Origin of the sequence: Streptomyces sp. BoleA5, from assembly GCF_000373665.1 — a bacterium.
Taxonomy (GTDB): Bacteria; Actinomycetota; Actinomycetes; order Streptomycetales; family Streptomycetaceae; genus Actinacidiphila.
On sequence record NZ_KB892106.1, the window covers coordinates 39,399 to 51,376 of the forward strand.

Below are 11,978 nucleotides of genomic sequence, written 5' to 3' on the forward strand. Positions count from 1 at the left end.
CATCCCCGATGGGCGAGCTGTCGAGCCACGTATCAAGCCTTCAGAGCAGGGCGTCGGGGAGGGCAGCAGATCCCTGCCCCGGGTGCAGGTCAGCAAGCCGGACACCGTGCAGCCTGATGCTGACCTTTTGCAGACCCGGAGGCGGTGATCAGGGCCTGACCTGCGCAAACACCTAAACGTTTAGATCTTGGACTTGGAATACGGTACGAAACATTCAGAACTTCCCGAATTGAGCTCCCTGCCTGCTTTTCGCAGGTCAAGGGCTTTCTTCCAGCCTGCAGTGGCTCGCTCTCCAGCTGACGCCCACCACTCATCGACGGATTCACGCTGACCGCTTGCTGGCTTCGCCGACGCTGCACTTCCACCTGACTCGCACAGGACACCCCAGCAACAGGCGCAGCAGGTCCGGTCGTTCACTCCTCACCGCGACGAGGGTACGGGGGCAGAGCTCGATGAGGAGCGGCTGGACGTGTGACCGCGCAAGCAGCCACATCGTCGCGACCTGGTGTGCTGCGTTGCCCTGATCGTTGCGCGTGCGGGCGTCTGCCTCGGGTGGTCAGATGGATCGGTCCGCCCACCCTGCGGTGGGCTCGGTCACTGCAGCCCTGCGTCCGGTGCAAAGGCGTGGGGTTGGGCAGTCTTTGCAGCGTGACGGGAGGTCGATGGCATGCCCGACGACGAGCACGTGACGGGTGATGGTGCGCTGTCGAACGCGTCGGGTGCCTCCTCTCAGCCCCCCGGAGGTTTCCGCTCGAACCTGACACGAGGTGACGACGTCGTCGAGGTGGCGACCTGGGCGGGCGCTATTCCGGCGGCCAGCGGGGTCGCTCCTCGGGTGCGCTTGGGCAGCAGGTGGTTCAACCTGCTGTGGCTGCTCCCGATCGGCTTCGCGGGGTTGCTGGGGTGCGTCGCGGCGGCGAAGGGACTGCGGGGCATGCCGTCGGTGCAGCGGTTCATCGCCGAGTATCCCGGCACCGATCCGCGCGCGGATCGCGACGGCGCCTACCTGGGCGTTCCGTCATGGGCACGGTGGTCGCACTTTTTCAACCTGTTCTTCATGCTGTTCACCCTGCGGTCGGGCCTGCAGATCCTGGCTGATCATCCACGCCTGTACTGGACCCGGCACAGCACCCCGGGGCGGGAATGGTTCCGGATACAAAAGCCCGTCTCCGCTAACCCGCTGTGGACCGCGAAGCAGGACTCGATCGGCCTGCCCCGCGGGGTCGGCCTCCCCGGGATGCGGCACTCGATCGGTCTGGCCCGGTGGTGGCACCTGGGGGTGAACACGCTGTGGCTGCTCAACGGTCTCGTCTTCTACGTGCTGCTGTTCGTCACCCCGCAGTGGAAGCGCCTGGTCCCCACCAGCTGGAGCCTCTTCCCCAACGCCGCTTCTGTGGCCATCCAGTACTTGTCGCTCAACTGGCCGCGGGAGAACGGCTGGGTGGCGTACAACGGGCTCCAACTGCTCGCCTACTTCGTCACGGTCTTCGTCGCGGCACCCCTGGCGTTGATCACCGGGCTGGGTATGTCACCGGCGCTGTCGACCCGCTTCCAGCGGCTCAGCCGGGTGCTGAGCATCCAGACCGCCCGGTCTGTGCACTTCCTGGTCTTCACCTGGTTCTTGCTGTTCATCGTGATCCACGTAAGCCTGGTCTTCACCACCGGTCTGCTCACCAACCTCAACCACATCGACAGCGGGCGCAACGACAGCAGCTGGCTCGGCTTGTGGATCTTCCTCGGCTGGATGGCGGTGGTCGTCACCGCCTGGGTCGCAGCCACACCGGTGACCCTGCGTCACCCCCGGGTCGTGCAGCGCGTCGGATACGCCCTCATAGGCCCCGCTCAGCGCCTGTTCGAACACGTCGATGTCTCCCGCGGCGAGTACACCGAGAAAGACATCTCCCCCTACTTCTGGCACAACGGCCGCTACCCCGACTCTGCCGAATACAAGGCCCTGCAGTCCGGCGGTTTCGCCGCGTACCGGCTGAGCATCGGCGGCCTGGTCGCCCACCCGGCCGAGCTGTCCCTCGACGACCTGAGGAGACTGCCCGCGCACGAGCAGATCACCCAGCACTTCTGCATCCAGGGCTGGTCCGGTGTCGCCAAATGGGGCGGTGTGTCCATGGCCACGATCCTCGACCTGGTCGACCCCGACCCGCACGCCAAATGGGTGGTGTTCTACTCGCTGGGAGAAGGTTCTGACGGCGGCACCTACTACGACGCCCACCCCATCGAACACATGCGCAGCAAGCTCGCCATGCTCGCCTACGACATGAACGACCAACCGCTTCCATTCGGCCACGGCGCACCACTACGGCTGCGCAACGAGCTCGAACTCGGCTTCAAACAGGTCAAATGGATCAAGGATATCGAGTTCGTCGCCGACTTCTCCGACATCGGCAGCGGCTTTGGCGGATACAACCAGGACCACGAATTCTTCGGCTACCGGCAGTCCCTGTAACGTCCGGCCACTCGGTCGGCGAGCCGCGGTAGTCCGCTGCGGGCTGCGGCCGGCAGGCGCCGAGCAGGGGCGGACCGGCCTACGAGGAAGCCTCCCGCCCCCGGGAAGACGCGGGACCACACCGTGAGGCCCGTTGCCGCGTGCCCGCCCGGGCCACCCCGAGTTGCCCTCGCCCATCGAAGCGGGACACTGGTGGGGTGCAGACAACCTCCCTGGAAGCGCTGGCCCGTCAACAGCTGGAGTCGGCAGCCGCCGCGGGTGGTGGTCACGCCGCGGACACCGTCTATGGCGGCCGCGAGACGGTTCTGCGTCAGACGGTCATCGGCATGACCGAAGGCGCCAGTCTCGCCGAGCACGAGAACCCGGGCGAGGCGACGGTGCAGGTCTTGCGCGGGCACGTGCGACTGTTGGCAGGTGAGCTGTCGTGGGAGGGCCGGACTGGGGATCTGCTCACCGTCCCTGATTGCCGCCACAGCCTCGAGGCGCTCGAGGACTCCGCCGTCCTGCTGACGGTAGCCAAGCTGCCCTGACCTGCGTCCCGCGCCACGGGCACGTCGGCGGCGCGCATCCACCGCGCGGCGTGGATCGTCCAGATCGGTCGCCGTCGTCCGCGCCGGAGCCCGCTTCGAACGCGGACAGCTCATCGAGCGCACGCAGCCTCCCTCGGCATGACAACCTTGCTGTCCCTGTCGTCGTGCCCTACCTGGGCCAAGATCAGGTTGCTGGGTGTCACAAAGGCGAGAACATCATGAGGACCTCATCGCGATCGTCGTCGGAGGCCAGCCGCAGAGCGCCGGGCCACCTGCCGATCTCCTTCCAGCCGAGTCGAGCAATAGTCAATAGTTGTGGATCAGCTCGTTTCTCTTGATTCGCTTTGGGTGCTGCCTGCCTCCAGTTGCCTGCGCAGACGTCTGATCTCTGCGACAAGGCGGGGGACAACTTCGCGGGCGGTGGCGATGAACTGCGCGTTCTCGTCCCAGCGCTCGTCAGCGGCATCCACGTAGCGGGGGTGCTGGACCAGGGTCGCGGCCACGATCTCGCGGTAGTCGAAGTTCGGCCAGCGCTCGCCCAGGCCGGTGTCCGGCGTGGTGCTCACGGCGACGAGGTTCATCGCGTGCTCGTCGTCAAGGCCGCGAACGAACCAGGGGCCTGGCGTGGCTGCCCGTGCGAGTTCCTCGAGCTCGTCGAGTTCCCCGTCGCTGAGCGGTTCTGGGCTGGTCATCAGGCTGCGATCTCCTCTTTCTCCACGAGGTGGCCGTTCTCGAACGTCGCGCCCGCACGGACCAGCGCGACCAGGTGGGCTCCTGTGATCGCGCGCCAGCGGTCCTGGGCGGACTCGACCAACTTGAACACCATCGCCAGGGCTGCGGCCGGGCTGCCCGCGCCGCGGGTGACCTTGGTCCGCAGTTTGACCGTGGAGAACGTGGAGTCGATGGGGTTCGTGGTCCGCAGGTGGATCCAGTGCTCGGCCGGGAAGTCGTAGAACGCCAGCAGCTCATCCCGGTCGTTAGTGATCTTGGCCACGGCTTTGGGCCACTTCGCCCCGTAAGTCCTCGCGAACGCCTTGACGGCCTTCTCGGCGTGCGCGCGGTCCTCGGCGTTGTAGATGTCCTGCAGGGCCTTCTTGGCGGCGGGCTGCGCGGACTTCGGTAGCGCGTCCATGACGTTGGCCTTTTTGTGAAGCCGTCAAGAATCAACCTGTCGGTGTGTCGTCTTCGCTGTGTGCGGCGGCAAGGAGATCAGCGGCGGTCCGGTAGCGGGTGGTGGCTGGTGGCGGGAGGTGCCCTCCTTCCATGAGCAGGGGTCGGATCTCACGGACGACGTTGCCGATCAAGGACCGGCTCACGTCGCCCAGCGCGTTGGCGAGGACGTCCAGGGTGCACAGTTTCCGCAGGTAGATGACGGCCAGGACGACGCGCTCCTTGTCGCCGACTCTTCTGGGGAAAGACGCCGCCACGGCTGCCAGGCTGGCGATCGGCGCCCCGGCGCTGGTAGGAGGCGCGTTCGATCTGAGCGAGCTGGCGCGGGGCGAGACGGCGGGTAAGTGCGTCCAGGTCCTGGCGGGACATGCCGGTCAGGCGCGGATGGGACAGGCTCTCCATGATCTGGGTTCGCGGCGGAGTCGTTGCTGTGTCGAGGAAGGCCAGCAGCTCGGCGCCGGTGGTGAAGCGGGTGGGGGAATATCCGGGCTGGTGGCCGTGGTCCTCCAGGACGCGCCGGGTCTCGGCGACGAGGTGGCCGATGCAGTTGGGGGTGACCTCCAGCATGTCGCCCAGCAGCTTCATCGAGCAGACCTGCCGCTGATAGAGGAGCGTGAGCATCACTCGGGCCGCGTCGTCGAACAGCGGTTTGGACCGCTGGTTGCCGGTAGCCCGCCGGGCGCGTCCGCCTCGCTGTTCGCTGTAGCGTTCCTGGGCCCGCGCGGCTTGAATCGGGGCCAAATCTGTGCACAGATCGGTGAGTTGTGTGTTGGTAAGTCCTGTCAGCCGCGGGTCGGCCAGGCGGGCCAGGAGTGTGTGGCGCCGGTCGGCGACGCCGTGCGCCTCACCGACAGCGGGCTGGGCCTGCGCCGAGGCAGGTTCAGGCGGCAAGGTGTAGTTCCACTGGCCGTGCACTTCGTGCTTGACCAGGGGCAGGGCGGCGAAGCGGTCCTTGCTGATCGCGATGCCCGTGGGGTAGTCGCCGCGGTCCAGGTGGGCCTCGACACGCAGTCCGGCCCGGGTCCGGGTGGCGGCGATCGTCTCGATGACGATATCGTGGCTGGTCAGGGGCCGACCACGCCAGTTGTGAGTGATGTGGGAGAACAGCCGGTGCTCGATCTTGTTCCATTTTGAAGTGCCCGGCGGGAAGTGGCAGACCGTGATCGCAAGTCCGGTCTCGACCGCCAGCGCTGCCAGCTCGCTCTTCCAGACACGGTAGCGGTAGCCGTTGGAGCCGCCGGCGTCCGCGGTGATCAGCAGCCGGGTGGCCTGCGGATAGTCGTCGTGCCCGCGAGCCTTCCACCAGCGACGGATCGACTCGACGGCGAAGGTAGAGGTGTCGTGGTCGACCCCGACGTTGACCCAGCCGGTGTTGTGAGCGATGTCGTAGATGCCGTACGGAATCGCCTGCTCGACGTCCGGACCGCTGAAGAAGAAGTGATGATCCTCGACCCGCACCGGGTCGCCCTTCGGACGCCACTCGCGTCCGGCCATGGGCAGGCGTCCGATCTGTTCGCGCTTCTTGGTGTCCACGCTGATCACCGGCTCGCCTGCCGCCTGGTGCTGCTTGACCTGTTCGTTGAGGTAGTGGAACTGGGCGTCACGGTCGGGATGTTGAGTCCCTTCGAGGGTCTTGGCGTTGCCCTGAAGACTGAAGCCGGCCTGCTTCAGCAGCCGGCCCACCGTCGGCGCGGAGACCGGGTGGCCCTGCCTGGTCAGTTCCTCGGCCAGGTGGCGGAGCGACTTGGTCGTCCAGCGCAGAGGGGATTCCGGATCGCCGCGCTCATCAGGCTCGACCAGGGTCATCAGCGCGTTCACCAGGCCGGGGTCCATCTCCTCGGCCGGTTTGCGGCCTCCGCCGTCGGCACGGATGCGCCCGCCGGGCAGCGGCCCGGTGCCGGCTTGCAGTTCTACGATCCCCCGGCGCACGGTGGTCTCGCTCACGGCCGCTGCCCGGGCGGCAGCGCGTACCCCGCCGTGCCCGAGCAGCCTCGCCTCGGCCGCCACGGCCAAGCGCCGCTGCCGCTCGTTCAGATAAGGCAGCAGCACCGCGAATCGGCAGTCGAGTTGGAACAGCATCTCCTCCGTGATCGCCATACCATGCCAACGAGTTGCTGATCGCGAAGCAACAGGTTGATTCTTGACGGCTTCACAAAACGGCCAACGTCATGGACGCGCTGCCGAAGTCCGCGCGGCCCGCCGCCAAGAAGGCCCTGCAGGATGTCTACAACGCCGAGGACCGCGCGAGCGCCGAGAAGGCCGTCAAGGCGTTCGCCAAGCTCTACGAGACGAAGTTCCACAAAGCCGTCGCGAAGGTGCTCGACGACCAGGACGAGCTGCTGGCGTTCTACGACTTCCCCGCGGAGCACTGGATCCACCTGCGGACCACGAACCCGATCGAGTCGACATTCTCCACCGTCCGCCTCCGGACCAAGGTCACCCGCGGTGCCGGCTCCCGCGCGGCCGGCCTGGCCATGGTGTTCAAACTGGTCGAGTCCGCCCAAGCCCGCTGGCGCACCGTCAACGGCGCCCACCTCGTCCCCTTGGTCCGCGCCGGAGCACGCTTCGAACGCGGACTCCTGGTCGAACGCCAGGAGCTGGCAGCCTGATGAGCACACCCGAACCGCTGAGCGACCAAGAGCTCGACGACCTTGAGGAGCTCGCGCATGCCGCGACTCCGGGCCCCTGGTTGGCCGCTTCCTCGACGATGACCACGCCATGAACCTTGTCGCCGTGAGTACCGTGCCCGACAACGGGCTCGCCGAAAGGTGGCCGCGCTTTGACCACCAGGTGATCGTGGCGGCAACGCTAGTCCAGCAACCCCGCTACGTCGACATCGCCGACGAACGCTGGGACGAGAATGCTCGGTTCATCGTTGCGGCGCGCGAGAGCGTCCCTCGGCTCGTTGATGAAATCAGGCGCCTACGCCGCCAACTGGACGTCACTCGTCGGAGCGAACCGGAGCGGGAGTGAAACCCGATCCACAGGTATTGACAATTACTCCCCTCTTGCCAGGTCGGCGTTCTGCACGCTCAGCCAGGGGCGCAGCCTCATTCTTCCAAACTGGCGCTCCACGATTCGAGTGCGGCGGCGCTTGACTGAGTCATTGAAACTCCAGCCCAAAGCCTTTCCGTCCCAGCCGCGCCGGTGGCGTACGGGGAGGCTCAGATATCCAAGAGTAGGAAATCGCGGCCGCCCCAGCCGTCGCACGCCACGGTAGCCTCTCGCCATGGATCACGGGGAGAGCGAGGAGGCGCTGGTTCTCGAGGCACAGGAGATGCTTGCCACAGGGCAGAGCGAGGAGGAGGTCTTCGCCAAGCTGGCCGCGAGGACAGGCCAGTGGGGTGTCTGCGTGTTGGCTGTGTGCCTGGCCCTGGGCGTGTCCCGGACGGACGCCGAGTCCCGACTCCGCGAAATCGAGACCCTCTTTGACGAATTCGCGGTGGGTGAGGAAGAACTCGTCGCCAGCGTTCTCACCATCGGACAAGTGTTCATCGTGGACCGGGTAGTCGACAAGCACGACGAGCACATTCGTAACCTGCTGGAAACCGCCGCCAGTGCCCGCGGAGGCTTCCCCGGCGGCTTGCTCGGGTGGTTTCGCACCGGGGAGCTTACGAAGATCTTCCTGTACTTTGCTAAAACCCGGTTCCGGGACGGGCGGGGCTCACCGCCCGATTTCTGGGTCGCTGTGACCACAGCTGGCGAACTACTGGCGAGTAAGGACAGCCCGGACCAGGCAGAGGTGAAGGCGGGGCTGGAACGTTGCCGAACGCAAGCTGCTGCCATCACTGCGAGATAGGGCCATGGTTACCCACCGCGCCACTGGCCATCTGTACAGCGGCAAGACCCACCCCTACTGAGTGTCTAGTACTCCAGCAGGACTTCGACGTTTTGCCTGATCAGAAGGCTGCGCGGTGAGTGTAGTGGGCTGGTGCCCGTCAGGGGCGGTGTTCCTGGGACCGCCCCTCGATCGTGTGCAGCCGGCGTTGGTAATGGCAGCGGCGAGGGCAGCCTCCCGCCGTGATCAACGAGCCTGCAGCCGAGAGCTGGGACCGCGAACTCGAAGGCCTCTTCCTCCGCGTCGGCCGCCGCTTCAGCGGCGTGGAGCCATGCCGACGAATGCGCGACTACGTCCGCGGCCTACTCGGCCCAGTCGGCCGCAAGAACGGCTGGCAATTGTCCGAATACGCAGGTCACACCACCCCTGACGGGCTGCAGCACCTGCTCGCCGGATCCCGCTGGGAAGCGGACGAGATCCGCGACGAGCTCCAGCACTACGTCGCCGAACGCCTCGGCGAGGACGACGGAGTCCTGATCATCGACGACACCGGCTTCGTCAAGAAGGGCGCCACCTCCGCCGGCGTGCAACGCCAGTACTCCGGCACCGCCGGCCGCACCGAGAACTGCCAGATCGGGGTCTTCGCCGCCTACGCCTCCGCCCGGGGCCGTGCCCTGGTCGACCGGGAGTTCTACCTGCCCAAGTCCTGGACCGAGGACCGGGACCGCTGCCGCGCGGCGAAGATCCCCGACGACCGGGACTTCCACACCAAGGGCGACCTTGCCAAGGCCATGGTGCTGCGGGCACTCGCCTCCGAGCTGCCCATCGCCTGGGTCACCGCGGACTCGGCCTACGGACAGGAAGGCCGCTTCCGGCGCCTGCTCGAACAGTCCGGCGTCGGCTACGTACTGGCGGTGCCCAAGTCCCAGTTCAGCGTGGGCTGTCCCCGCATGAGATCCGTTCCCAGGCCCCGACCAAGGCCTGGGAACGGATCTCATGCGGGGACGGCGCCAAGGGGCCGCGCGTCTACGACTGGGCGGCAATCCAGCTGCCCGCCGTGGCCGAGTACGACTACCAGGACGGGACCCCGGTCCGCCGGCGATGGGCACTGGCCCGCCGCAGCCTGACCAAGCCCGACGAGATCGCCTACTACCTCGCCTACTCAACTCGTCACGGCCGTCAAGCAGTTGGTACGGATCGCCGGGACGCGCTGGGTGATCGAGGAGTGCTTCGTGCGACACGAGGCTGCTTGAGCTGAGTGAACTCACTGATGAGGAGGTTCCGTTGAGGAAGGTGTAGTTCCGGGCCAGTGTTCAGGGCCTGTCCCCGCCCCGGCGTGCGTTCCTGGTAACGGGAGGGTGCGAAGCCCGGGGGAAAAGCCCAAGGGCTCCCGTTCCATCCGGGGGTTACAGGCAAGGGGAATGAGCGGACGGGTGAATACAAATGAACCCTTGGCTATGCCTCGTAACTTCGAGCCCCGCCGATGGGATGTTCCAGCGGGGTACAGGACTGGCCGCTGAGAAGCGGCAGGCGCCGGCTGGAGAGAAGCAGTCAGCCGGGAGGACACCGCCGTCCCGGGGTAGAGAGGGCACCCATCCCGCTCGCATCTCGCTCATGCAGAACGTGGAAACCCCGCAAGGGTCCCGGTGGCATTTCTCACCGGGTAGGCCGACCGTGAGGAAGGTTCAACTCCCTGGCGGGCACAGGATGACCCAAGAAGCGAATGCCGGTGGCCGAAAGGCAGCAGGAAACCGGGACAACGCGGCTGGCCACTCCGCCAGTGGTCCCGCATAACTGGACGGATAGGGGCCCAAGGCCCCGACCCGAAAGGGTGCTGACGTGGGTCAGGTGAGCCTGCGAAGAAGACGATGACAAGGACGGCGGAACTGAAGGACACGTTAGACGTCCCTCCTCCGGACGGAGGAGGGACGAACGGACCGGAAGACGAACTCCTCGACTGGCATGCGATCGATTGGGATGCCGCCGAGGAGAACGTACGGCGTCTGCGCCAGCGCATCTTTGCGGCGTCGCAGGCAGGGGACCTGAAGAAGGCCCGCAACTTGCAGAAGCTGATGCTCCGCAGCCGCAGCAACACGCTGGTCAGCGTGCGGCGGGTGACGGAGATCAACGCTGGCCTCCGGACGGCGGGCATCGACGGCCGGGTCGTGCTGACGGCCCCGGGCAAGGCCGAACTGGCCACCTGGGTCCAGCACAGCTCAGAACCGTGGAAGCCCAAGCCCGCACGGCGTGTCTACATTCCGAAGAGCAACGGAAAGCGGCGTCCCCTCGGGATTCCCGTCATCGTTGACCGAGTCCTGCAAGCCAAGACGGTCAACGCCCTGGAGCCCGAATGGGAAGCCCGGTTCGAGCCCAAGTCTTATGGATTCAGGCCAGGCAGGGGTTGCCAGGATGCGATCCAGGCGATATTTACTGTCGCGCACGGGAAGAACCCGAAGCGGAAGTGGGTACTGGATGCAGATCTGGCAGCGGCATTCGACCGCATTGATCACGAGCATCTCATCTCGATGCTGGGAACCTTTCCCGCGAAGGGAATGGTTGCACGATGGCTGAAAGCCGGGGTCATCGAGAAGGAGTGCTTCACTGCCACCGAGGAAGGAACGCCTCAGGGCGGCGTGATCAGTCCCCTCCTGCTCAACATTGCTCTCCACGGAATGGAGAAGGCTGCCGGAGTCCGCTATTACATGGGCGGGAGCCATGCCGGTGAAACCGTGCCGGGCTCGCCCGTGCTGATCAGATACGCCGACGACCTGCTCGCCTTCGCCCAATCCAGGGCCGAGGCCGAGCAGGTCCAGGCGCGACTGAGCACCTGGTTGAGACCCAGAGGGCTGGTCTTCAACGAGGACAAGACGAGCATCGTCCACCTCGACGAGGGCTGTGACTTCCTGGGCTTCAACATCCGCCGCTACCGCGGCGGGACGGTGTTGCTGATCAAGCCGAGCAAGTCAGCCGTACGACGAATCCGGAAAAGGCTGGCCGTCGAGGTCGACGCCCTGCGCGGGGCCAATGCCGAGGCGGTGATCCACAAGCTCAACCCGATCATCCGGGGCTGGGCGGCCTACTACCGGAGTGTGGTGTCCAGCCGCATCTTCCATGCGCTGGACGCCTATGTGTGGACGCTTCTCTACAAGTGGGCGCCCCACACACACCCGAACAAGTCGAAGCACTGGGCCGTGGCCCGCTACTTCGGCATGTTCAACAAGGCCAGGCGAGACAGGTGGGTTTTCGGCGACCGCGATAGCGGCCGCTACCTCGCCAAGTTTTCCTGGACGAAGATCGTTCGGCACCAGATGGTCAAGGGCGGCGCCTCAGTGGACGACCCCGTCCTCACCCACTACTGGGCCGGGCGGCGTCGTAGACACAAGCCAGCATCTTCGCATGCCTGCGAGCCCTCGGGGCTTGCTTGAGCCGTGTGCTCGGACGACGGGCCCGCACGGTTCTGAGGGGGGACCGCCGCAGCAATGCGGCGGTCCTACCCGACCAGGCCGCGAATAACGAGTGCGGCCTGGACCAGTACGAGGTCAGGCTCCGGCCAGCACCGCGCAGCAGGCGGTGAGCAGGACTGCCACCAGCGCGTGGCGCCGTCCGCGCCGATCCCGCGGATCGCGAAGAACCCCCAGCCGCTCGGCGATGCCGTGCGCGGCGCGCTGGGCGGCGGTGGGCGACTTGGTCAGACAGACAGTGGCAGACTGGCGGCACATCGAAGCTCCGGAAGAACAGGGCGACTTGGCAAGGTCACCCCGTCAACCGGAGCTTCGTTGCGTTCGTGACGGCCTCCCACCGGATCGTCACACCCCTGCGACCTGCACACCCTCGTGACCACAACGACTTTGAATCAGCCCTGCTGACCTGATGGGACGCTCCCTCCTGCGGGTATGCCAGCGTAGGGCTGGATTGGCTCTGTTCACGAGTAGCGGCAGCGGATGTTCAGTTCTTCGGGAGGAACTCGAACTCCACCGTGTTCGATGTTCACGAGAAACGACAGCACGCGGCCAGGACGAAGAGGTTGAGCACTCCCCTG

At 66.2% G+C, this 11,978-nt stretch carries 8 protein-coding genes and 4 pseudogenes; 7 read left to right on the plus strand and 5 right to left on the minus strand.

The features are described from left to right. The first annotated feature begins 835 nt into the window (after window positions 1-835). Together B085_RS0120660 and B085_RS0120665 are read left to right on the plus strand one after the other, a co-directional pair. Window positions 836-2,461: a molybdopterin-dependent oxidoreductase gene (locus B085_RS0120660; protein WP_420706612.1), complete on the plus strand. Its 1,626-nt coding sequence runs from the start codon at window positions 836-838 to the stop codon at window positions 2,459-2,461. A 197-nt stretch (window positions 2,462-2,658) separates the two neighbouring features. Next, window positions 2,659-2,991 carry a cupin domain-containing protein gene (locus B085_RS0120665; RefSeq protein WP_018560486.1) on the plus strand — a complete coding sequence of 111 codons (333 nt, stop codon included), beginning with the start codon at window positions 2,659-2,661 and terminating at the stop codon, window positions 2,989-2,991. A 199-nt stretch (window positions 2,992-3,190) separates the two neighbouring features. Here the strand turns inward: B085_RS0120665 and B085_RS50910 are convergent. The 4 genes and pseudogenes from B085_RS50910 to B085_RS43145 all read right to left on the minus strand — a co-directional run. Beyond that, window positions 3,191-3,289 (minus strand): annotated as a pseudogene (locus B085_RS50910) (GNAT family N-acetyltransferase); the annotation flags it as partial. A 22-nt stretch (window positions 3,290-3,311) separates the two neighbouring features. Then, a complete protein-coding gene (locus tag B085_RS0120675; protein WP_018560488.1) occupies window positions 3,312-3,683 on the minus strand; it encodes a hypothetical protein in 372 nt (123 codons plus the stop codon). Beyond that, a pseudogene (locus B085_RS0120680) lies at window positions 3,683-4,141 on the minus strand (transposase); the annotation flags it as partial. The gene B085_RS0120675 and the pseudogene B085_RS0120680, both read right to left, overlap by 1 nt. Before the next feature lie 13 nt (window positions 4,142-4,154). Next, window positions 4,155-6,258 (minus strand): annotated as a pseudogene (locus tag B085_RS43145) (ISAzo13 family transposase). Window positions 6,259-6,311: 53 nt separating this feature from the next. Between B085_RS43145 and B085_RS43150 the strand changes: the two are divergent. The 5 genes and pseudogenes from B085_RS43150 to ltrA form a co-directional block, all read left to right on the plus strand. Beyond that, window positions 6,312-6,770, plus strand: a pseudogene (locus B085_RS43150) (transposase); the annotation flags it as partial. A 109-nt stretch (window positions 6,771-6,879) separates the two neighbouring features. Continuing rightward, the gene (locus B085_RS43155) at window positions 6,880-7,134 is read left to right on the plus strand and encodes a hypothetical protein (RefSeq protein ID WP_018560492.1); all 255 of its coding nucleotides are present in this window, start codon (window positions 6,880-6,882) and stop codon (window positions 7,132-7,134) included. A gap of 256 nt (window positions 7,135-7,390) precedes the next feature. After that, window positions 7,391-7,960 carry a hypothetical protein gene (locus B085_RS0120700; RefSeq protein ID WP_018560493.1) on the plus strand — a complete coding sequence of 190 codons (570 nt, stop codon included), beginning with the start codon at window positions 7,391-7,393 and terminating at the stop codon, window positions 7,958-7,960. A gap of 224 nt (window positions 7,961-8,184) precedes the next feature. Next, window positions 8,185-9,066, plus strand: coding sequence for an IS701 family transposase (locus tag B085_RS43160; RefSeq protein ID WP_420706616.1), 882 nt, complete (start codon window positions 8,185-8,187; stop codon window positions 9,064-9,066). A 741-nt stretch (window positions 9,067-9,807) separates the two neighbouring features. Continuing rightward, window positions 9,808-11,364, plus strand: a complete 1,557-nt coding sequence (gene ltrA / locus B085_RS0120710) for a group II intron reverse transcriptase/maturase (protein WP_018560494.1) — start codon at window positions 9,808-9,810, stop codon at window positions 11,362-11,364. A gap of 114 nt (window positions 11,365-11,478) precedes the next feature. Here ltrA and B085_RS49415 read toward each other — a convergent pair whose 3' ends face one another. Beyond that, window positions 11,479-11,658: a transposase family protein gene (locus B085_RS49415; protein WP_158689786.1), complete on the minus strand. Its 180-nt coding sequence runs from the start codon at window positions 11,656-11,658 to the stop codon at window positions 11,479-11,481. Window positions 11,659-11,978 lie beyond the last annotated feature (320 nt).

Excerpts from the sequence above, each read along its gene's own strand:
- ltrA (WP_018560494.1), top strand. The coding sequence starts at position 9,808 with ATGACAAGGACGGCGGAACTGAAGGACACGTTAGACGTCCCTCCTCCG.
- B085_RS49415 (WP_158689786.1), bottom strand. The coding sequence starts at position 11,658 with ATGTGCCGCCAGTCTGCCACTGTCTGTCTGACCAAGTCGCCCACCGCC.
- B085_RS0120700 (WP_018560493.1), top strand. The coding sequence starts at position 7,391 with ATGGATCACGGGGAGAGCGAGGAGGCGCTGGTTCTCGAGGCACAGGAG.
- B085_RS0120675 (WP_018560488.1), bottom strand. The coding sequence starts at position 3,683 with ATGACCAGCCCAGAACCGCTCAGCGACGGGGAACTCGACGAGCTCGAG.
- B085_RS43155 (WP_018560492.1), top strand. The coding sequence starts at position 6,880 with ATGAACCTTGTCGCCGTGAGTACCGTGCCCGACAACGGGCTCGCCGAA.